The sequence below is a fragment of the Daeguia caeni genome (assembly GCF_042653845.1).
GTDB lineage: Bacteria > Pseudomonadota > Alphaproteobacteria > Rhizobiales > Rhizobiaceae > Brucella > Brucella caeni.
Map to the genome: position 1 here is coordinate 20,284 of NZ_JBHSEL010000017.1, position 22,074 is coordinate 42,357.

The following is a 22,074-nucleotide window of genomic DNA, read 5'->3' on the forward strand; positions in this document are numbered from 1 at the left end:
GATGGCGGTAAGTTGCGACCCTATGAGGATCACATTGTGAGTGTTGACGCAAGCCAGAATATGAACAAGGCCTCGGTTGAAAACTGGGTCGCGGCCCTTGGTTTCATCGCAAAGCACTATAATCTGTCCATTTCGCAACAGGCAGTGCTGCAGGCTGCCTTGTCGCGCACGGGTATCAGCCTGCCGGAACAGATCGTGGCGATCAGCCATCAGATGGGGCTCGAAACGCGCGCCGTCGCGCCCGGTGAGTTAAGGCTGACGGCATGGCATCTGCCTTTCATTCTGCAACTGGACAATGGCGAACTGGCGATCGTGCATGTGATCGCGCCGGATGGCATGGCCAGTGTCTGGATCAGCGGCAGTGAGAATCTCAACAACCAGTTTCATATTGATACGCTGATCAGCCATTCTGTGCGTGCACTCATTGCGCGTCCGGCAAGGACAGTGCCTGATGCGCGTGTCGATACCTATATCAGGCCGTATAAGGAAAACTGGCTCTACAGGATTATCCTTCAGGACAAGTCTGTTTACGGCTATGTGATGATCGCCTCGCTGATTGCCAATCTCCTGGGGCTGGCGGGCATCATCTTTTCCATGCAGGTCTATGACCGCGTCATTCCGGCCCAATCCTTCAACACGCTTTATGTACTGTTCAGCGGTGTTGTTCTGGCCATCCTGTTTGATTTTCTGATCAGGCGCGCCAGAACGCATATCATCGATGGATTTGGCAAAAAGGCAGACCTGAAAATTTCGGATATTGTCTATGGCCATGCCTTGCGGGTCAAGAACAGCGCCCGGCCAACGTCAACCGGATCATTCATCGCCCAGTTGCGCGATATTGAGCAGGTGCGTGATGTCCTGACGTCCACTACGCTCGCAGTCCTTGCCGATCTGCCATTTTATCTTGTCTTTCTGGTACTTTACTGGTGGCTTGCCGGCAGTCTGGTCTTCATTCCGGTCATTGCCCTGTTCGTTCTGATCACGCCGGGCCTGTTGCTGCAGGGACGATTGAAAAAATATGCCACCACGGCTATGCGCGAGGCTTCCTTGCGCAATGCCATGCTGGTGGAAAGCATTCACGGCATTGAAGACATCAAGATGCTGCAGGCGGAAAGCCGGTTCCAGCAGCAGTGGAATTATTACAACGCCGTTACAGGTGATGCGCAGCTCAAGCTGCGTTCCATATCAGGCGGGCTGAATGTCTGGACGCATAGCGTGCAGGCGCTTGTTTATGCCGTGACCATTTTCATTGGTGCGCCGCTTGTCATTGCCGGCGATCTTACCACGGGTGCGCTTGTCGGCGTCTCCATTCTTGGCTCACGCATGCTCGCCCCCATGGGACAGTTGTCGCAGATTGCCGCGCGTATCCAGCAGGCCGGTATTGCAAAAGCTGGTCTCGACAATCTCATGCGTCTGCCCGTCGATCACCCGGAAGTGGAAACGCGCATCCATTGTCCGCGCATTAACGGCAATTATGCCGTGAAAAGTGCTGTTTTCAGCTATGGTGGCGACAATGCCATACCGGCCCTGCAGGTGCGCCAGATCAATATTTCCAGTGGCGATCATATTGCCGTCATTGGTCGCAATGGTGCGGGCAAATCCACCTTGCTTCAGGCATTGGCCGGTCTCATGGAACCCGTATCCGGTGAGGTCGTGCTTGATGATCTCAACATGCAGCATATTGATCCGGCAGATATTCGCCGGGATGTTGGACTGCTCACCCAGAATTCAAGACTGTTTTACGGTACGATCCGCGACAATATCTGCATGGGCGCGCCTTTTGTAACGGATGAGCAGATTCAGGACGTGCTCGTCATGGTGGGCGCGGATGGCTTTATCCGCAAGCTTGCCAAGGGACTGGATCACCAGATCCAGGAAGGTGGGCTTGGCCTTTCCGGCGGCCAGCGCCAAGCCATTCTTCTGGCACGCTTATTGATCCGCAATCCGCAGGTCGTGCTGCTGGATGAGCCGACCGCTGCCATGGATGAAGCAACCGAACATCATTTCATTCAGAACTTTGCCAAATGGAGTGCAGGCCGCACCGTCATTTTTGCGACACATCGCATGAAAATGCTCGAACTGGCCAACCGTTTGATTGTCCTTGAAAATGGTCAGGTGGCTCTGGACGATGAGAAGGAGCGCGGTCTGAAAATGTTGGCTGCCATCAATCGTGTGAAGCCGTCAGCTGTCAAGCCTCAGGCACAAGAGGGCGATCGGTCATGAAACTGAAAGGTGTGAAACAGTTCTGTGCGGCAATCTTTGGCCGGGGGGAAGAGGACAGCCAGTCAACCGATCTCTGGCTTGAGAGCAACAGACGCGACAGCAACTATATGCATGCCAGACGGTTTGTTCGCCTGCTTGGCCTTTTGCTGCTTGTCCTTCTGGTGTGGTCATATTTTGCGGAACTGGATGAGGTATCATCCGGATCTGGCAAGGTGGTTCCGATCTCCAAGGAACAGGTGATCCAGTCACTTGAAGGCGGCGTGCTGGCCAAGATCTTCGTTCGAGAGGATGATCTGGTTGAAGCAGGGCAGGTGCTGGCACAGCTTGATCCGACAGTCACGGAATCTGCCGTTGGCGAAACCGAGGCGAAATATCGCGCAGCCCTTGCCAGTGCGACCCGCCTCAAGGCTGAGGTTAACAATACGGAGCTGGTATTCCCTGAACAGCTGGAGAAATATCCGGAACTGATCGCTTCTGAACGCAAGCTCTATGAAACGCGCAGGCAATCCTTCGAAGATGCGCTGCGCGGGATCAGGGAAACCAAAGAGCTGATCGAGGAGGAACTGAAGATCAATGAAAAGCTGGCCAAGGCAGGGGCAGCCAGCAATGTGGATGTCATCCGCCTGAAACGCGAGCGCTCCGAGCTGCAGCTTAAAGAGACGGAAATCAGGACCGATTATTATGTGAAGGCACGTGAGGAGCTCGCCAAGGCCAATGAGGAAGTCGAGTCATTGTCTTCTGTCATCAGAGGCAAATCCGACACGCTCACCCGCACCACATTGCGTTCTCCGGTACGTGGTATCGTCAAGAATATCGAGGTTTCAACCATTGGTGGTGTCGTTCCGCCAAATGGCAAGCTGATGGATATTGTTCCGGTGGGAGATCAGCTGATGATCGAGGCGGAAATTTCTCCGCGCGACATTGCCTATATTCGTCCGTCACAGCCCGCAAGTGTCAAGATCACCGCATATGATTATGCCATCTATGGTGACCTGGATGGAAAGGTGGTCAGTATTTCGCCGGATACCATCCAGGATGAGACGGATCCGAAGAATTTCTACTACCGCGTCTATATCAAGACAGACACGGATGCCCTGTTCAACAAGGATGGCGACCGGTTTGAAATCAGCCCCGGCATGGTTGCCACCGTCGATATTCATACCGGCAGCAAGACGGTGCTTGAATATCTCATCAAGCCTTTCAATCGCGCCGCCGAGGCACTGCGTGAGCGTTGATTTAAACAATAACACACGAAAGATGGCGCACTTCCGTGCCATGGTCCCCTCAAGGGAAGCTTTGCCGGCCTGCATTGGCCGGACACACATGAAGACATAAAGACCGGATCGAAAGATGGATCATCTGTCGCCTTTGTTCACACGTCTCAAACAGGCAATCCAGCCTTTGATCCGGCCGCTACCGGAGGATTTTCCGCCCTGTGTTCTGTTTGTCTCGTTTACGGATCGGACACGAAGGGCCGTAACCCACCACGTTACTGGCGATGATTTCGAGACCTGCTGGAACGGTCTTCAGAAAATCGTCGCGGAGGATCAAAGCTTTTCAAACCCCATTCAGGATTTGCGTGTGGATTGGGTTGAATATGTCGAGCCTATGAGCTGGGCAGAGCTGGCCTTGCGCATGAGCCGCACCAAGCGCAATTATTTCCGCTATGGCCTGACGCTTGACCGCAGCTTCCGCCATGCCTTTCTCGAAACGGAACTCAACGCCAATGCCATGCTTTATGGTGGGGTCAAGATTGGTCAGGCAACGATCAATGAAGGCAATTTCTTGCGCTATGCCCGCATGCGTTATGGCCTGACAAGGCTAGACCGCCCAGATGACGGGGAAGTCATCCGCTTTTCAACCCTTGCCGCCTATACGTCACGCGATGACGAGGAAGTCTATCATATTGCCGGGGCAGGGCGGGAGGCTGGCCGGCGTATCATAAAGAAACTTCAACCGGATGACATATTGCAGCTGATCCGCAAGGGCAGCCAATATCTTGCGACTCAGGTCAATGATGAGGGGCGCTTCATCTATGGCTGGCATCCCTGTTTTGACCGGGAAATCCCGTTTTATAACAGTCTGCGCCATACCAGCACGCTCTATTCGATGATAGAGGCTTGGGAGATCACGCAGGATCCGGCGCTCAAACAGGCGATCGACCGCGGTCTGCATTATCTGACCACGACATTGATCAAGCCATTGCAGGTTGAGGGCGGAGAGATTGCCGTTCTCGTTGAGGCCGATGGCGAGATCAAGCTTGGCGGCAATGCCGTTTGCCTGCTGGCGCTCAGCAAATACAGTGCCGTTACAGGCACCACAGCCTATCATCCGCTGCTGGAGAAATTGGCGTTAGCCATTTCTGCCATGCAGGACCCGGAAACGGGCGCCTTTTCACATGTCTATTCCTATCCGGATTTCAAACTGAAACAGAAATTTCGCATCATTTATTATGATGGCGAAGCAGCCTTCGGCATGATGCGGCTCTATAATCTGACCGGGGATCAACGTTGGCTCGATCTGGTGGAAAAGGCTTTTGGCCATTTCATCAAGGCTGAGCACTGGAAGGCGCATGATCACTGGCTGTCTTATGCCGTGAACGAACTGACGCGCTACCGTCCGAAACGCGAATATTATCAGTTCGGCATTGATAATTTTAAGGATTATCTGGATTTTGTCGCCAATCGCATCACCACTTTCCCGACGCTTCTGGAACTGATGATGGCCGCCACCGCCATGGTGTCGCGCATTGCGGCGGATCCGGATTATGCCCCTCTGCTTGACCAGCTTGATCTGGAAAAATTCCATGCTGCGCGCGAAGCACGCGCGCATTATCTGCTCAACGGCCATTTCTGGCCGGAATTTGCCATGTTCTTTGCCAATCCGCAGCGCATGGAGGGCAGTTTCTTTATCCGCCATCATGCTTTTCGCGTGCGTATTGACGATGTCGAGCACTATTTGTCCGGCCTTGTTGCCTATTATAAATATCGCAAGGCTGAAGCTGAAGTAGAGTTGGAAAATCTATCAGAAACAGGCGCCGTTAAGTCTGGTATGCCGGTATGGGATGCCAGGACGTTGCAAACCGTCACAGGTGGAGAATGGCAGGTCGCACCACAGGAAAACTGGTCGGCGACCGGACTGTGCATTTACGGCAAGAGTTACCAGCCTGGCAATGTAGCCGTATTGCGGCATGGGCCAAATGAAAAAGGCATGATCTTATATACAGTTACTGGCCTCACACCGAAGCCAGCCGCAATTGTCACAAGCAAGATCGACGAAAAGATCGTTTCCCTAGGCGTCCCTGTTTTAAAGGTTGCAGATACCGGCAATGCCATTCTTGCGCTCGGCAAGCATGCACGTGATCGTTTTGCCGGGCCAGTCATTGGCATCACCGGAAGTTCCGGCAAGACAACGACGGTTGCAATGATGGCGCATGTTCTCAAGGCTTTTGGCAAGGTTGAAAGCACGCGCAACAACGCCAATCTTCCACATGGTGCATCGTGGAATCTCGCTTCCTTCGACCCGGCTGCGGATTTTTTTGTCTCGGAAATGGCCATAGGCCGCATGGGGCTGACTGCGCGTATTGTGCGGCCGACGGTTGCAGTCTTCATGAATGTTTCGGCTGCGCATCTCGGCGAAAATACGACTCTGCGTGACATTGCCAGAACCAAGGCGGCGATATTTTCAGGCATGACACCGGGTGAAGTCGCAGTCCTGAACCGCGACATGCAGGAGTGGGATACTGTCCATGATGCTGCATTAAAGGCTGGCCTTAAAGTCATCACCTACGGCCAGTCTGAAGGGGTTGATTATCAGCTCGTCGCCTATAATGAGACCAGCAATCTGAGCCTGATCAAAACACCAACCGGACAATACCAGATTCACCTGAAGGCAGCAGGCAAACATATGGCATTGAATGCGCTGTCAGTCATTGCCACTGTTGAATCCTTTGGACTTGATATTGAAAAAGCCCTGGCGCAACTTGCCAGTTTTACGCCTTTGGCCGGCCGTGGTGAAAAAAGCCGGATTGTGTTCTGCGGCCAAGCGATTGATATTATTGATGACGCATATAATGCCAATCCCGACTCCATGCGGGTTGCCCTTGAGCGTCTTGATCATGAAAAATCCGCAAAACGGCGCATTGCTGTATTGGGAGAAATGGCGGAACTTGGACCAAAGGCGCAAGAGCTGCACAAGAGTCTGGCAGACAGGATCAACAAGAGCTCGATAGACCGCATTTACGTTGTTGGCGCTCTTTATGCGGATTTCTGGCAGGCCCTTGATGAACGGAAACGTGGCCATTACGCAGAAAATCTCGATGCACTGAAACTGCAGTTGATTGCGAATTTAAGCACGGACGATGCTGTATTGTTCAAAGGCTCGAACAGTACGAAAATGCATGAACTGGTCGACTGGGTGAAAACCCATGATCAGAACGAGGCTCATCAGCCTTGATGTGGCGGGAGACGGTATCGTCAGAAAGAAGATGACAGCCACCGCAAAGAGACATCTGCTATGAGAACGGAAACTCTGCCTCTTGCAACTGGCCATCATCTGGACTCATGAGCGCAGATAGACTTTGGCACAGATTCCGTTTGGATATGGGAAATAAACCATTGAAGCGACAGCGTGCTTCGTTTAGATAGCGGGTGACTGCGCATTTCATGGCATCGTTTATGCACCCGTAGCTCAGTTGGATAGAGTGCTGCCCTCCGAAGGCTGCTGTCAAGGGTGCACGCGTGAACTGAAGACGAAAAAAATGAAGTGAATACAGGAGTTTAAGAGCCGAGCCACAAACCACCGAGATGGCGAAAATTTCCACGTAAGCAGCGCGTAAGCAGTTTAGAGGAAACGGTGGCGGGAAAACGGATGACGTAGCGCACGGTTGAGATGCGGCGTTGATCTGTTGGCGAAGCGATGATGATGTCGGCCGAATCCGTTGACCTTCAGTGGTCGTTCGGGCTAGGCAAAATAGAGCATGCACCCGTAGCTCAGCTGGATAGAGTGTTGGCCTCCGAAGCCAAAGGTCACAGGTTCGAATCCTGTCGGGTGCGCCATCTTCCTCTTAATGGCTCAGGGTCGAGCGGTCGCTCCCCATCAAAAGCAGCCTAACTTCAAATCGCCAGGAGCAGTCCGAGAGGCGCCGCAAGATTGGGGCGACTACGGATTCATATCACCTTCCCACTTCCCTCGCCAGGCGACCGGATCGCAGCCCGCCACGATGGGACCACACACTACCTCACAGTCATTTGCGTGCATCGTCGGCCCAAGCGCTTGGGAGATGAAGAAGGGCCGGATGTAACGACATCTCCCTTCGCCGAGGTTGTAGCAAAGTGGACAAGAGCGGGCTAATACTTCGTTCCAGTCGCGGCGGCGGAGCGAGTGCTTGAAGTTCCCTTAGATAAAAGACACTTGTCTGGAGACTTCTGGTCAAGTGTCAGTACAGTCTGCGCCGACACATCACTACGGACGTTATCGCCGGCACTATCCAGCAGACGATACGCCTACGCACCCAGAAATAGCGCATTTCGAGCGTCCGCAAATAAAAACCGGCTATATAGCTTGAAGGTCGTCCCTCTCGAATTCCTATGCAGCTGCATCCTAGAAATGGCTGCGCGCTGGAGCGCAAAGGGAGCGCTCGTCGGGGATGACTGGAAATGATCGGGGTAAAAAAGAGCAGAATAGGTCGCCGCGCTCTCAGAAGGAGCCAAATAGCGGCGGGCTTGGCTTGCTGCTTATCCTGGCAATCACGGCGATCGGCGTCGGGTACGTTGGCTACCGGCTGACGCTCGTCTTCGGCCTGATCTGACTAACGATCCCGGCGCGTCATGCGGTTAGACGAGCAGTCGCGAGAGCATATTGGGCGCTACGGCATCAAGCTGGTGGTCGCCGCGGCAATCGCTCATATTCTGAAGAGCGAGAATTTTCTCGCGAGCTTCTCATTGTGGATCGGCATATACGGCGTAATGGCCGTCGCGTACGCCATTCATCGTGGCGAGCGGTTCGGCAAGACCAGCTTCACCTACTGGGATGAAGCACTCTGGTTGGCAGCGACCGCACTAGGCCTCTATATTTTCAGTGGTCATCAGGCGACGGTGTAATCGGCTGCATCTCTTGGTTCAAAGAAATCGTGCGGCTGCGTCGCCAACGCCTGACAACTCGATCTTCAGTTCCTGACCGGGAAGAATTTGCAGCAGCATCGGGATGATCGATCCGGTTGCTACGATATCGCCGGCGCTGAGATAATTGCCTCTGGCGATCAGGTCATTCACGAGCCAGAGCGCAGAGTTAATCGGATCAACCAGCCCCTCTCCCGATGCCGACTGAAACACTGGAACGTTGTTGATCGACGCTCGCATGTCGATTCTGTCCATGGCCTCCAGGCCTGTTGGCTCATGATATTTGTCGACGATCGTCGAAACATGAAACGCGTAGTCAGCGATCGCGGCCAGGTGTGGTTGCCCAGTCAGGTGACCACGTCGCCCAACAAGACCAATAGCGGGTTGGTAGCTCAGGACTGCCTTGCAAAACTGATCGCGGGTGATGGGCCAATGGTCAGCGCCCAGGGGGCCTCCTATCGTGAAGACGATTTCGCATTGTGCCCCGATGAAGCCTTGGGGAAGCCGAAACGGCCCGTGGGAGTCCTGAAGAACTGATCCCACAGGGATCGGGCAGTAGATGGGACTGGTAAGGCCAAGCGTGCCGCGGATGGCGGGGCAAGTGCCTATCAGGGCGTAGCCTACCGCGTCATTGGCGAAGGCTGAGATTGCTGCTGACTGCACCACCCAGGCGTCATCCTCGCTTCGAAGCAGATCGAACGGGATGCCTGAGGTAATTCCCTGCCGACGGTTTTGGCAAAGCAAGTTAGCGAGATAATCGAGGTTCTGGTCAATCATAGAAGCACACTCCCGTGCGAGAGAGGGCGCAAAGTCGTGATCAGTCAAATAAAAATCCGGCTATATGAGTACGTATATTTTTGTCAGGGCTTTTTCTTATGAAAATACTATCGCAGCGCGGCTGAGCTCCCGTCGAAATAATATACGGCTCTATTTAGCTTGAGGGTCCCGCCAAACCGGAAGGATCTGAAGGTATGAAGCCGCTTAAACCGTCCCTCGCACCCGCCGCTACGGCCACAGCCGAGGCCGGTCGTTCAACAAGACCGCGGTCTGAGCGTCGGAGGACGCTTTGCCGGGGCGCAGTTGGTGCGGTCGCGATCATGGCCGGTTCGGTGATGGGTCTTGGCCAGTCAGCGGCTGAACCCCTGAGTGCTCCGAGCTTTGGTGGCCCTCTGCGCCCGAACTTCGATCCGATGAGTACGGATGCGGGCATGTTTGGTCGCCTTCATATCACCGGCCAGCTCACAGGCATCGGTAATGCGCAGATGAACGGCATTCCTGGCGTCGATCCCCGAACGACGGATCCCCTCGTCGATATCGGCAATGCCCAAATTCAGGTGCAGACAACCGGGGCGCCCTTGACGTTCTTCGTCCAGGGCGGTGTCTACTCGCTGCCTTCTTTGGGCTCGGCCTATACCCGCGCAACCGACGTCACCGATCAGTTGTACGGGCCCGTGCCAGTTGCCTATGGCAAGCTCGAGCTGTCACCGAATTTCTCGGTGCAGGCGGGTTTGCTGCCGACGTTGATCGGCGCGGAATCGACCTTCACGTTCCAGAATATGAATATCGCGCGCGGCCTGCTCTGGAATCAGGAGCCGGCCATCAGCCGCGGTGTGCAGGTGAACTATGGCAATGGACCGCTCAACGCCTCGGTGTCGGTCAACGATGGTTTCTACTCAGGGGATTACAACTGGGTATCCGGTCTGTTGTCTTATGCGGCGACGCCGTCGAGCACGATCACGCTGGTCGCCGCAGGCAATTTTGCAGAGTCCGGCAAGACCGGCGCGGCGACGCCTCTGGCGCAGAACAACAGCAGCATCTTCAATGTGATCTACACCTATGCCGACGGCCCGCTGACGCTCCAGCCCTACCTGCAATACACAACGGTCCGCTCGGACAGGGACATCGGGATCGACCGCTCGGCGGAAACATTCGGCGGAGCGCTGCTGGCTCGATATGCCATCAATGAGAATTTCTCGATCGCTGGACGCGCCGAGTATATCGCTTCAAGCGGAGGAGATTGCGGCGTCGCCACAGACTGCGCCCCCACCAATCTGCTTTACGGGCCGAAAAGCAGGGCATGGTCGCTGACAGTGACGCCGACCTACCAGCGCGGGATCTTCTTCGCGCGCACAGAGCTCTCGTACACCCGCATTGATCGGGTCGCCGAGGGCTATGGCTTTGGGTCCAATTTCGACAAGCGCGACCAGGTTCGCGGGATGTTCGAGACTGGGGTGCTTTTCTAGGACGGGCGCGGGCGGAAATGCGGAGCCATCGGCTCCGCAAACGCTCTGCTTGCGTAGGTGAAATATGGGTTTGGAACAGATCAACTCGAAACTGGAGGCGCCTCAGGCCGCAGCGACTGTGTATCCGGTCCTGCCCGTTCTCTGGGTCTATCGGAACTATGATGATCGCTGGACTGTGCATCTTGAAGGCGAAGACTCCGAATGGTGCCACCCCACGCGCAATGATGCGGTCGGTGCAGCAAGGCTGATAGGCGAGAGTTACGGCTGCTATCGTCTCTATCTGCAGCTGTCAGACGGCCGCTTCTGCCAGGAGATGATGAACCTCAGTCGACGGCGCGAACCGCGCCAGGTTGACACACGTGAGGGCGAAAATTGAGTCAGGCTGTACTAAGCAAGCGCCAAGTCTCCCGTCACCTCATCCGCTGCGGTGTGGAAATCATCGTTCTGGTGGTAATCGCCGGTTGCGCTGTTTTTGCTGCCGCAGGCCCCAGCATCTATCTGGTGCTCAGCAATGGCGGCTGAATGCAGATTTGCAGGTCGTCCCGCTCACCCCAGATTGCGGCGGTCGAAACCGAAGTTCAGCAAACGCGAGCGACGCCGTAGATCAGAATACCTGCTCCTGATGTTTGCTGCGAGCTGTGCCGCGGTGCAGGTCGTAGCCATAGTTTTTCTGAGAGCGGCATGATGACACGCCCTGCTGCTCCCGCTTTCCAACCCGACGACCCAAGACTTGGTTTGGGCGAAAGTCCTCTGAATGCGCTGGCAAGCCTGAGGACTCAATTGGCGATGGCTCGAGTTCTCAAGGAACACCACATCTGGCTGGCTGTGAGGATTATCGAGGAGCGCGAAGACCAGCCGCAGTTTCGACGGTACCGCAGGCTCCGTGATCTGCTCGAAGCAGATGCCTTGCTTGAAACGGTTATCGAACTTGGAACTCATCTGCAGCCAACACGGCGCCCCTGGTCGATGGGCCGCTCGGGAGATCGTTGGTGCTGTCGCGTGGCGTGGAACGACCGAGGTAATTTGCGCAGGTGCATGGGCCGACACGACGATCTGGCGGCTGCCATGCTGATCGCCTTGCTGGGCTCCCTCGATCGTCGCCAGCGCCGCCCAAAAGAACTCTCGAAAGGTGGAGAAGAGGCAGCATGAGGCCCAATGGCGACCCTCCGCTATTCGGCGGTCTGATGACCGCACTTGTCACCCCATATAAAGGCGAAGCTATCGATTTTGAGGCTTTGGCCGAGCTTGCCAACTGGCAGATTGACCAGGGCGCGCGGGGCCTTGTCGCGTGCGGCACCACGGGCGAGTCGCCGACACTGTCTCATTCGGAATGGGCGGCGGTGATCCGGTTATGCGTCGAGGTCTCCAATGGCCGTGTGCCGGTGATCGCCGGCTCGGGGACAAACGACACCCGGCGTACCGTGGAGTTGACCCACGAGGCAGGTCGTCTTGGCGCAGACGGTGCTTTGGTGGTAACGCCTTACTATAGTCGGCCGAGCCAGGAAGGCCTGTTCCGGCATTTCGAAAGCGTCGCGCAATCCGCGGAGCTGCCGATCATCATCTATAACGTGCCTTCCCGGACGGCCGTCGATATCAGGATCGAAACGCTTGACCGCCTTGCGCACCTGGCCGGTCTTGTCGGCATCAAGGACGCAAGCGGAGATCCGACGCGGGTAAGCACGATGGCCCTCCGCTTTGGCGATCGTTTCACCCAACTTTCCGGACATGATCGATCGATGCTGGCTTTCATGACGACTGGCGGCGATGGCGCGATTTCGGTCGTTTCGAACGTCGCTCCGATGCTGACCGCGGCGATGATCGGCGCGGTACGACGTGGTGATTACCTCGAAGCTCGGCGGATCAACGCCCATCTCTACCCGTTGTTCGAGGCGCTGGAGCTTGAAACCAATCCATGCCCGGTCAAGCTCGCGTTGCACTGCGCGCGAGGCTATTCTCCTGCTGTCCGACTACCATTGGTGGAAGTGAGCGAAAGTACGGCAGAGAGAATTCGCGCTGCTATGGCCGATATCGACGCTCTGACGATCGATACCTCTCTGGTCGCCGAGCGGTCTCTCGCCCCCTCTCGGCCTAGGCAGGCTTCCCCTATACCAACAGCATGACGATGCTGTGTTCTCCAATGAAAATACTATGGAATTCAGCTTTCCGTAAAATGGAGAACAAATACCGAGATCGCTAAATTCAACGTATCGGCAAAGATAGTCTCTGACTCAACAAATTGGAGCGCCTGCCGATACCAAGAAAGGATCTTTGCGATGTACCCTCGTGGCTACTATTTCTATGCAATGCAACAACTGAACAAGCCGGGCGCTCGTCAAGCGGATGGCGAGGTCAAGGCCATCGTGCGCTCGGATGAGCCGATGGCGGATGTCGGAATGTTCCTGCGGCTCGGAGCCGTGATGGCGGTCGTGATCGCGGCTGTCGCCATGGTGACCTCACTGTCCGGCTAACGCGCCACGACGCCCACAGCTCCGTCTTCAACGAACAATCAGGATCATCCACCATGGCAAGCGCCATTCAACCGAAAGAGCCTCCTCAACCTCTGAATCATTTCTTTGTCGGGCAGGACAAACGAGGATGCTGGACCGTCCGCGATGAGCGCAACCTCGTCGGCGGCTGCTTCGTCAGCAAGGATGCAGCGATTCATTTCGCCCGCCAGGAAAGCAACAATGTGCCAGGCGCCGTGATCTGCATGAGCGACAACCAGCGCCTGAGCCTTGATCCACTGTTTGGGCACCGCGCTGCCGCTTAGCCGACGGGGGCCGCGTTGCCCCGCATTGCTCACCCGATGGTGTCGCGTTAGCGGGCCAATCAGGCTTCAATAACAGCGTCTCGAAACGAAGGATGCAAAGCCCGCCGACTGGGCTGAGTCGGCGGGCTAACTTTTTGGTCAGCGACGGTTCACGACTAGATATCGACTAGATCCTATGGATTTTTTATATCCTGGGCCGAAATTACTATTAGATTCATATTTCTTGGGGCCTTGCCCTCTCTCGAACCTATATGCGGTTCGCGTCCATATTCCCGCCAAATTCCTCCTCCGGCACCCGCGCCTACGCACGGGAGCGCTGGAAGAATTATAGCTGTGGCTTGCCAGGTTTTCCGTCTTGGCTGGCCATTCGTATCAACTTCGGCGCCGGAGGCGAAAGCAATGGACGTTATTGTGCTGGCAATAGGTGTTGGATTTTTCGCTCTGATGTTTGGATACATCAGAATTTGCGAAAAGCTCTGACCGGGAGAAATCAATCATGATCTTAGAATACTTCCTCGGAGCAGCCGTTGCGGTCTTTGTGACTGGCTATCTGCTCTATGCCCTCGCTCGTCCCGAGCGGTTCTGATCAAGATAGTAGCTCGGAAAGAAACCACCGATGACAATAAATGGATGGATACAGATCCTGGTCTTTGCCGGGATCATCATCGCGCTGGTGAAGCCGCTCGGCGGCTATCTCACCCGCGTCTTGAACGGCGAGCGTACAATCCTTTCGGCCATTATGGGGCCACTCGAACGGGGACTGTACCGTGTCGCTGGAACGAATGAGAAAGAGGAGCAGCATTGGACGACCTATGCGCTGGCCATGCTGCTCTTCAACCTCGCGGGCTTCACGGTTCTCTACCTCGTTCAACGCCTCCAGGGAGGGTTGCCGTTCAACCCTCAGGGACTGGGAGCGATTGAGCCGACCAGCGCTTTCAATACCGCTGTCAGCTTCATGACCAATACCAACTGGCAGGGCTATGGCGGCGAAACCACCATGAGCTATTTGACCCAGATGGCGGGGCTTACCGTGCAGAACTTCGTGTCGGCAGCGACAGGCATTGCGATTGCGGTCGCGTTGATCCGCGGGTTCTCTCGGGCATCCGGCAAAACGGTGGGCAATTTCTGGGTCGATCTAACCCGCATCACGCTCTACGTCTTGTTGCCGATCTGCTTTGTCGGCAGCCTGGTTCTGGTCTGGCAGGGCGTTCCGCAGAACCTCAACCCATACACCATCGCAACAACCGTCGAGGGCGCGCAGCAAACCATCGCTCAGGGTCCGGTCGCGTCGCAGATGATGATCAAGCATCTGGGAACGAACGGCGGCGGCTTCTTCAACGTCAACGCTTCGCACCCGTTCGAAAACCCGAATGCCTTCACCAACCTCATCCACATGGTCTCGATCTTTGCTATCGGCGCTGCTCTGACCAACGTGTTTGGTCGCATGGTCGGCAGTGAGAAGAAAGGCTGGGCTATCTTCACCGCCATGGGCGTCCTGTTCCTCGCCGGTGTCGCAATTACCTATTGGGCCGAGGCTGCCGGCAATCCGATTCTCCATTCGCTTGGCCTTGAGGGCGGCAACATGGAAGGAAAGGAAACCCGTTTCGGTATCGTCACGTCGGCGCTCTTTGCAGTCGTTACGACCGCTGCGTCGTGCGGCGCGGTCATAGCCATGCACGACAGCTTTATGCCGCTGGGCGGGATGATCCCGATCATCAACATGATGCTCGGCGAGATCATTATTGGCGGTGTCGGCGCAGGTTTCTACGGCATCATCCTGTTCGTCGTCGTCGCGATCTTCGTTGCAGGGCTCATGGTCGGGCGTACACCCGAGTATCTCGGCAAGAAGATTGAGGCGAAGGAAGTGAAGATGGCCATGCTGGCCGTCTTGTGCCTGCCTCTTTCGATACTTGGTTTCACCGCGATTGCCGTAGTGCTCGACACGGGCGTGGCCTCGATGGCGAACGCAGGTCCACACGGATTCTCCGAGGTCCTTTACGCCTACACTTCCGGCACCGCGAACAATGGATCGGCCTTTGCAGGTCTTTCCGCCAACACGCCCTGGTACAACATCACCATTGGCCTGGCGATGTTGATGGGACGCTTCATGGTGATCGTTCCGGCGCTGGCTATCGCTGGCTCCTTGGCCGCCAAGAAAACGGTTCCCGAGTCCAGCGGCACCCTACCTACGACCGGGCCTCTGTTTGTCGGTCTTCTGGTGGGCGTGATCCTGATCGTCGGCGGCCTGACGTTCTTCCCTGCCTTGGCGCTGGGTCCGATCGTCGAGCACTTCGCCATGTTGGCGGGCCAGACTTTCTGAGAACCGCGATGACGGCCAAATGGCTGAGATCGATCCGGTTTGTCGTGAACCCTCGCTCCTTGTTTCAGGAGCGAGGGGCGGCCAGACCGCTTAGAGCATCGACGATCATTCTCGGCATGACACTGGCTTTGGGGGGCGTGGTGCTCCTCGCCAAACTTATCACTGAATTGCTCGCGGCGGCGTGACCGAGTGGTTGGCCCCCAAGAACAAACTCGCTGGAGTTTCTTATGAACCAGTCCAAATCCGCGAGCATGCTGGACGCTCGCATACTCGTTCCGGCCATAGGGGATGCGTTTCGGAAACTGAATCCGAAAAGCCTCGCTAAAAACCCGGTCATGTTCGTCGTCGCCGTCGTGTCGGTCCTGACGACGGTGCTTCTACTCAAGGACATTGCTACAGGAGCCGAAAGCGTCGGCTTCTCTCTGCAGATCGTGTTGTGGCTATGGTTCACCGTGCTGTTTGCCAATTTCGCAGAGGCCGTGGCCGAAGGGCGCGGCAAGGCGCAGGCTGAATCGCTTCGGCGTACCCGCACGGAGACCCAGGCCAAGCTGCTCTCGAACGGCGGCTCCGACTACAAAATGGTGCCGGGCGCCACGCTAAAGGTCGGTGACGTTGTTCTCGTCGAACCGGGCGACATCATCCCCTCTGATGGCGAAGTCATCGAGGGTGTGGCCTCGGTGAACGAAGCGGCGATTACGGGCGAGTCAGCTCCGGTCATCCGCGAGTCTGGCGGGGATCGCTCTGCCGTCACTGGTGGCACCCAGGTCCTTTCCGACTGGATCAAGGTCCGGATCACGGCTGCGGCCGGCTCGACCTTCATCGACAAGATGATCGCTCTGGTCGAAGGCGCCGAACGCCAGAAGACGCCGAACGAGATCGCGCTCAACATCCTGCTTGCAGGGATGACGTTGATCTTCGTATTGGCCGTGGTGACCATCCCGAGCTTCGCGACCTATGCGGGTGGGTATGTTCCCATCATCGTTCTGGTCGCCCTGTTCGTCACGCTGATTCCGACGACCATTGGCGCGCTGCTGTCGGCCATCGGCATTGCCGGTATGGACCGGCTGGTCCGCTTCAATGTACTCGCCATGTCCGGCCGTGCCGTTGAAGCCGCCGGCGACGTCGACACGCTGCTACTCGACAAGACCGGCACGATCACGCTCGGCAACCGTCAGGCGAGCGAGTTCCGGCCGATCCGGGGCGTCACTGAAAAGGAGCTCGCCGATGCAGCTCAGCTTGCTTCGCTTGCCGACGAAACGCCGGAAGGTCGTTCGATCGTCGTGCTCGCCAAGGAAAAATACGGCATTCGCGCACGCGACATGGCCAGCCTGAACGCGACTTTCGTCCCGTTCACAGCGCAGACCCGTATGAGCGGTGTCGACCTGGAGGGCTCGTCAGTCCGTAAAGGCGCGGTCGATGCGGTCTTGAAGCATGTGGAACTCGCCACGGTCGCGACCGGCAGCCCGCGTGCTTCCGCTGAAAGCGTCCGTGAGCTCCAGGGCATCGCCGACGAGATCGCTAAGGCAGGCGGCACGCCGCTCGCCGTGGTGAAGGATGGCCGCCTCCTCGGCGTCATCTATCTCAAGGACATCGTCAAGGGCGGCATCAAGGAGCGCTTTGCCGAGCTGCGCCGCATGGGCATTCGTACGGTGATGATCACCGGCGACAATCCGATGACCGCGGCTGCTATCGCCGCCGAGGCTGGGGTCGATGACTTCCTGGCGCAGGCGACGCCGGAGAACAAGCTGGCGCTGATCCGCGAGGAACAGGCCAAGGGCAAGCTGGTCGCCATGTGCGGCGACGGCACCAACGACGCTCCGGCGCTTGCCCAGGCGGATGTGGGTGTGGCCATGAACACCGGCACGGTCGCAGCCCGCGAGGCCGGCAATATGGTGGATCTCGACAGCGATCCGACCAAGCTGATCGAGATCGTGGAAATCGGCAAGCAACTGCTGATGACCCGCGGCGCGCTGACGACCTTCTCGATCGCCAACGATATCGCGAAGTACTTCGCGATCATCCCGGCGATGTTCCTGGCGTTCTATCCGCAGCTTGGTGCGCTCAACATCATGGGCCTAGCTTCGCCGCAGAGTGCTATCCTGTCCGCGATCATCTTCAATGCCCTCATCATCGTGGCGCTGATCCCGCTGTCGCTGAAAGGCGTGAAATATCGAGCGATCGGAGCCGGGTCGCTGCTGTCCCGGAATCTTCTGATTTACGGACTGGGCGGCATTCTCGTGCCCTTCGCCGGCATCAAGCTCATTGACATGGCCATCACAGCCGCTGGCCTCGTTTAGTCGAAAGCGGTCACCAGAGACACAATCCGCGAAGCGACATCTACCAGCAGCGGACCATTCAGGACAGAAACGATGCTCAAGCAAATCAGACCCGCGATTTTCTTTATTGTCGCACTAACCGTCATTACCGGACTCATCTACCCCCTTACCGTGACCGGTATCGCGCAAGCTATTTTTCCCCAACAGGCAAATGGGAGCCTGATCGAACGTGAAGGCGTGGTCATAGGCTCCGAACTGATCGGCCAGAATTTTGCCAGCGAGCGTTACTTCCACCCCCGTCCCTCTGCAGCCGGTTCAGATGGCTACGATGCTGGCGCCTCCAGCGGCTCCAATCTTGGTCCCACCAGCCAGGCGCTTCGCGATCGTGTCGCTGCGGATACCGAGGCATCACGCGCGGAGAACGGTGGCGCAGCGGTCCCCATGGACCTTGTTACGGCCTCTGGTAGTGGCCTCGATCCCCATATTACGCCTGAGGCCGCCTACTTCCAGGTGGGCCGTGTCGCCAGAGCGCGCGGCATCGATCAGGCCGCGGTGCGCGCACTGGTCGATCAGCACGTCGAGCCGCGCATACTCGGCTTCCTGGGCGAACCCGTGGTCAATGTTCTCAAGCTGAATCTGGCGCTCGACGGCGCCAATAGAGGCTGAATGAAGATGTCAGGACGGCTATAATAGCCGTCCTGACCGTTGATCTGGAGCCAATAAGTGTCTGACGACCCAATACGAGAGCAGAGCCGACCATCGCCCGATGCGTTGCTGGAAAGCGCGCAGCGTGAGACGCGCGGCCACCTCAAGATCTTTCTGGGGGCGGCGCCGGGTGTGGGCAAGACATATGAGATGCTCATGTCGGGCCGGGCTCAGCGGGCCGATGGCGTCGACGTGGTCATCGGGGTTGTCGAGACCCACGGGCGGGCCGAGACCGAAGCTCTGGTGGAAGGGTTCGAGATCATTCCGCGCCGAACGGTGCCCTATCGAGGGCATGTGCTCGATGAAATGGACATTGACGCGATCCTGGCGCGTAAGCCGGCGCTCGTTCTGGTGGATGAACTCGCCCATACCAACGCCCCCGGCAGTCGCCACCCCAAGCGCTATCTCGATGTCGAGGAACTGCTTGCCAACGGCATAGACGTCTACAGCACGCTCAACATCCAACACGTCGAGAGCCTCAACGACGTTGTGGCCCAGATCACACGGATCCGGGTGCGGGAGACCGTTCCGGACTCCATCATCGACCGCGCTGACGACATAGAGATCATCGACATCACGCCGGGCGACCTGATCAAGCGCTTGAACGAGGGCAAGGTCTACCTGCCCAAGACAGCCAAGCGCGCGACACAGAACTACTTTTCGCCGAGCAACCTGACGGCCCTTCGTGAGTTAGCGCTGCGGCGCACAGCGCAACGGGTCGATGACCAGTTGGTCACTCATATGCAGGCGCATGCGATCGCCGGGCCGTGGTCGGCCGGCGAACGCGTCTTGGTTTGCATCAACGAACGCCCCGGAGCGATGGCGCTTGTCCGCTATGGCCGCCGTCAGGCGGACCGCTTTCGTGCGCCATGGGCTGCGGTTCACGTCGAGACGAGCAAGGATGCCCGACTCTCTGAGCAGGATAAGGACAAGATTGCCAGCGCCCTGCGTCTCGCTGAACAGCTCGGGGCCGAAGCGATCACCTTACCCGGCGAGAATGTTGCGCAAGAAATTCTGACCTACGCATCCACCAACAACTACACACACGTCATCGTCGGCATGCCGACCTCGCCGAGGTGGCGGGAGATTTTCGTAGGCTCCGTTTCGCATGACCTGATCCGCGCTAAAACGGATGTCAGCGTGCATGTCATCTCGCCGGGCAATGGCGAGGAAACGCGATCTCCAGCGACAGTCAGCGCGCGGCCCAAACGACGTATCGACTTCGGCCACTATCTGTGGAGTTCGCTTTACGTCGCCATGGCGTTGGGCATCGGAATGGCGCTTTCGCGCTTTTTGGATGTACGCAACATCGCCCTCGTCTTTCTGATGGCCGTGCTGGCCTCGGCGATGGGCGGCGGCCTTTGGCCAGCTTTGTTCGCATCCGTGGTCGGCGCGCTGGTCTTTAACTTCTTCTTCCTCGAACCTCGCTACACGCTGGATATCGGCGATCCGGAAAGCGTCGTCGCCTTTGCATTTTTTCTCGGCGTCGCAGTTATCGCCAGCAATCTGGCGGGCCGGGTTCAACGGCAAGCCGTGACGGCGCGCCAGCGGGCCAAAACGACCGAGGGCCTGTATCTCTTCAGCAAGAAACTCGCCGGTGCCGGTACGCTGGGCGACGTGCTTTGGGCAACGGTGTACCAGATCGCATCCATGTTGCAGGTCAGGGTCGTCGCCCTGTTGCCGGAGAATGGCCGCATCGCGGTCCAGGCGGGTTTTCCGCCCGATGACACGCTGGACGATGCCGACATTGCCGCGGCCCAATGGGCCTGGGAGCATGACAAGCCCGCAGGACGCGGGGCGGATACGCTGCCGGGCGCCAAGCGCCTTTACCTGCCGTTGAAAACCGGCCGAACGCAGGTCGGCGTCATTGGGCTGGACAATGACAAACAGGGGCCGGTTCTGACGCCGGTTGAACAGCGACTTTTCGACTCGCTCGCCGATCAGGCGGCTCTAGCGATCGAACGAATTCAGCTTGTGGCGGACGTCGATAACGCCCGTCTGGCTGCCGAAGCAGACAAGCTGCGATCTGCGCTGCTGACGTCGCTGTCGCATGATCTCAAGACACCTCTAGCGTCAATACTCGGATCTGCGGGAGCGCTACGGGATTACACGACTTCCTTGACGGAGTCCGGACGGGTCGAACTGCTGACGACGATCGTCGAAGAGGCCGAGCGACTCAACCGTTTCATCGCCAATCTTCTCGATATGACGCGGCTGGAATCCGGCGCTGCGGCTGTTTCGCTGACGCCGCTTTTCATAGGCGATAGTGTCGGCAGCGCCCTGCGGCGAGCTGAGAAGATACTGGCTCTCCACAAGGTCGACCTTGCGGTGCCGTCCGATCTGCCGATGGTCCGGCTCGATCCGGTCCTGTTCGAGCAGGTGCTCTTCAATCTTCTCGATAATGCTCGCAAGTACGCGCCGCCTGGCTCGCTGATTTCGATCAGGGCATGGGCCGAAGACAGTCAAGTTGTGCTGCAAATCGTCGATCAGGGGCCCGGTATTCCGCCCGACGATCTGGCAAGGATTTTCGACAGCTTCTATCGCGTCCGGAAGAAGGACCACGTCCAGGCTGGGACGGGGCTTGGTCTGTCTATCTGCAAGGGATTTGTCGAGGCGATGGGCGGGACGATTTTCGCAACCAATCGGGCCGACAGACATGGCGCCATTTTCACGCTGCGGTTTCCGATCGGACCGGAGCCCTCGACTTTGGAAGGAAGGATATGAGTACGTCCGTAGTCAAGATTCTCGTCGTCGACGACGAGCCGCCGATCAGGAAACTCCTGCGCGTTGGGCTGACGGCCGAGGGCTACGCCATGGTCGAGGCCGCAAATGGCGAGGAAGCCGTCGCGCTCATTGCCGAGGAGAAGCCCGATCTGATTCTGCTCGATCTTGGACTGCCCGACATCTCGGGCCATGACCTTCTTGAGAGGTGGCGTGCCGAACTCATCGAGCTGCCGATCGTCGTCCTCTCCAGCCGGACCGATGAAATGGGCATCGTAAAGGCGCTGGAACTGGGCGCCGACGATTATCTCACCAAACCATTCGGGATGCGCGAGTTGGCGGCGCGCATTCGGGTGGCGCTGAGGCACAAGCTTCAGCAACAGGGCGAACGCCCGATTTTCCAGGTCGGCGATCTCTCGGTCGACCTGGTGAAGCGGATCGTGAAGGTCGCAGACAAGGAGGTGAAGCTCTCACCCAAGGAATACGACATTCTGCGCGTCCTCGTGCAGCACGCGGGCAAGGTCATCACGCACCAGCACATTCTGAAGCATGTGTGGGGCGGCGCTACCGATGTCCAATATCTGCGGGTTTATGTCCGCCAGTTGCGGCAGAAGATCGAGGCCACACCCGATCAGCCGCAATATATCCTGACTGAAACAGGTGTCGGTTACCGCCTCCGTGAGCCGGAGCAGTGACT

Annotated in this window: 19 protein-coding genes and 1 tRNA gene; 19 read left to right on the forward strand and 1 reads right to left on the reverse strand. The window is 57.3% G+C overall.

Annotation, left to right across the window (positions count from 1 at the left end; translation table 11 throughout):
* The first annotated feature begins 36 nt into the window (after positions 1-36).
* The 6 genes from ACFO1V_RS01310 to ACFO1V_RS01335 all read left to right on the forward strand — a co-directional run bounded on the left by ACFO1V_RS01310 (position 37) and on the right by ACFO1V_RS01335 (position 8,324).
* Positions 37-2,223, forward strand: a complete 2,187-nt coding sequence (locus ACFO1V_RS01310; protein ID WP_374832086.1) for a type I secretion system permease/ATPase — start codon at positions 37-39, stop codon at positions 2,221-2,223.
* Positions 2,220-3,458: an HlyD family efflux transporter periplasmic adaptor subunit gene (locus ACFO1V_RS01315; RefSeq protein ID WP_374832084.1), complete on the forward strand. Its 1,239-nt coding sequence runs from the start codon at positions 2,220-2,222 to the stop codon at positions 3,456-3,458. Before ACFO1V_RS01310 ends, ACFO1V_RS01315 begins: the two co-directional genes overlap by 4 nt.
* A gap of 115 nt (positions 3,459-3,573) precedes the next feature.
* A complete protein-coding gene (locus ACFO1V_RS01320) occupies positions 3,574-6,678 on the forward strand; it encodes a Mur ligase family protein (protein WP_374832082.1) in 3,105 nt (1,034 codons plus the stop codon).
* Positions 6,679-7,203: 525 nt separating this feature from the next.
* Positions 7,204-7,280: transfer RNA gene (locus tag ACFO1V_RS01325), tRNA-Arg, on the forward strand.
* A gap of 590 nt (positions 7,281-7,870) precedes the next feature.
* Positions 7,871-8,032, forward strand: coding sequence for a hypothetical protein (locus tag ACFO1V_RS01330; protein ID WP_374832080.1), 162 nt, complete (start codon positions 7,871-7,873; stop codon positions 8,030-8,032).
* Positions 8,033-8,051: 19 nt separating this feature from the next.
* The gene (locus tag ACFO1V_RS01335) at positions 8,052-8,324 is read left to right on the forward strand and encodes a hypothetical protein (RefSeq protein ID WP_225082483.1); all 273 of its coding nucleotides are present in this window, start codon (positions 8,052-8,054) and stop codon (positions 8,322-8,324) included.
* Between the two features lie 18 nt (positions 8,325-8,342).
* On the opposite strand, the gene ACFO1V_RS01340 is transcribed toward ACFO1V_RS01335, so the two are convergent.
* Positions 8,343-9,119 carry a 2-keto-4-pentenoate hydratase gene (locus ACFO1V_RS01340; RefSeq protein ID WP_374832077.1) on the reverse strand — a complete coding sequence of 259 codons (777 nt, stop codon included), beginning with the start codon at positions 9,117-9,119 and terminating at the stop codon, positions 8,343-8,345.
* A 320-nt stretch (positions 9,120-9,439) separates the two neighbouring features.
* Between ACFO1V_RS01340 and ACFO1V_RS01345 the strand changes: the two genes are divergently transcribed.
* The 13 genes from ACFO1V_RS01345 (at position 9,440) to ACFO1V_RS01405 (ending at position 22,072) form a co-directional block, all read left to right on the forward strand.
* A complete protein-coding gene (locus tag ACFO1V_RS01345) occupies positions 9,440-10,585 on the forward strand; it encodes a porin (protein WP_374832075.1) in 1,146 nt (381 codons plus the stop codon).
* 64 nt (positions 10,586-10,649) lie between these two features.
* Positions 10,650-10,961 (forward strand): hypothetical protein, encoded by a 312-nt coding sequence (locus tag ACFO1V_RS01350; protein WP_374832073.1) that lies wholly within the window; start codon positions 10,650-10,652, stop codon positions 10,959-10,961.
* The gene (locus ACFO1V_RS01355) at positions 10,958-11,107 is read left to right on the forward strand and encodes a hypothetical protein (RefSeq protein WP_374832071.1); all 150 of its coding nucleotides are present in this window, start codon (positions 10,958-10,960) and stop codon (positions 11,105-11,107) included. The genes ACFO1V_RS01350 and ACFO1V_RS01355 overlap by 4 nt, the downstream gene beginning before the upstream one ends.
* Positions 11,108-11,371: 264 nt before the next feature.
* Positions 11,372-11,734 carry a hypothetical protein gene (locus tag ACFO1V_RS01360; RefSeq protein WP_374832069.1) on the forward strand — a complete coding sequence of 121 codons (363 nt, stop codon included), beginning with the start codon at positions 11,372-11,374 and terminating at the stop codon, positions 11,732-11,734.
* A 35-nt stretch (positions 11,735-11,769) separates the two neighbouring features.
* Complete coding sequence (dapA, locus tag ACFO1V_RS01365) at positions 11,770-12,705, forward strand: 4-hydroxy-tetrahydrodipicolinate synthase (RefSeq protein WP_374832067.1); 936 nt, start codon at positions 11,770-11,772, stop codon at positions 12,703-12,705.
* 153 nt (positions 12,706-12,858) lie between these two features.
* Positions 12,859-13,053: a hypothetical protein gene (locus ACFO1V_RS01370; RefSeq protein ID WP_374832065.1), complete on the forward strand. Its 195-nt coding sequence runs from the start codon at positions 12,859-12,861 to the stop codon at positions 13,051-13,053.
* Positions 13,054-13,106: 53 nt separating this feature from the next.
* On the forward strand, positions 13,107-13,355 hold the full coding sequence (locus ACFO1V_RS01375; RefSeq protein ID WP_374832063.1) for a hypothetical protein: 249 nt from the start codon (positions 13,107-13,109) through the stop codon (positions 13,353-13,355).
* Positions 13,356-13,851: 496 nt separating this feature from the next.
* Positions 13,852-13,941 carry a K(+)-transporting ATPase subunit F gene (kdpF, locus tag ACFO1V_RS01380; RefSeq protein WP_067179871.1) on the forward strand — a complete coding sequence of 30 codons (90 nt, stop codon included), beginning with the start codon at positions 13,852-13,854 and terminating at the stop codon, positions 13,939-13,941.
* A gap of 30 nt (positions 13,942-13,971) precedes the next feature.
* Complete coding sequence (kdpA, locus tag ACFO1V_RS01385) at positions 13,972-15,675, forward strand: potassium-transporting ATPase subunit KdpA (RefSeq protein ID WP_374832060.1); 1,704 nt, start codon at positions 13,972-13,974, stop codon at positions 15,673-15,675.
* A 227-nt stretch (positions 15,676-15,902) separates the two neighbouring features.
* Complete coding sequence (kdpB, locus tag ACFO1V_RS01390; protein WP_374832058.1) at positions 15,903-17,972, forward strand: potassium-transporting ATPase subunit KdpB; 2,070 nt, start codon at positions 15,903-15,905, stop codon at positions 17,970-17,972.
* A gap of 72 nt (positions 17,973-18,044) precedes the next feature.
* The gene (gene kdpC / locus ACFO1V_RS01395) at positions 18,045-18,617 is read left to right on the forward strand and encodes a potassium-transporting ATPase subunit KdpC (RefSeq protein ID WP_374832056.1); all 573 of its coding nucleotides are present in this window, start codon (positions 18,045-18,047) and stop codon (positions 18,615-18,617) included.
* Between the two features lie 57 nt (positions 18,618-18,674).
* Positions 18,675-21,380, forward strand: coding sequence for a DUF4118 domain-containing protein (locus tag ACFO1V_RS01400; protein WP_374832054.1), 2,706 nt, complete (start codon positions 18,675-18,677; stop codon positions 21,378-21,380).
* Positions 21,377-22,072: a response regulator transcription factor gene (locus ACFO1V_RS01405; protein WP_374832052.1), complete on the forward strand. Its 696-nt coding sequence runs from the start codon at positions 21,377-21,379 to the stop codon at positions 22,070-22,072. The genes ACFO1V_RS01400 and ACFO1V_RS01405 overlap by 4 nt, the downstream gene beginning before the upstream one ends.
* The last annotated feature ends 2 nt before the right edge of the window (positions 22,073-22,074 follow it).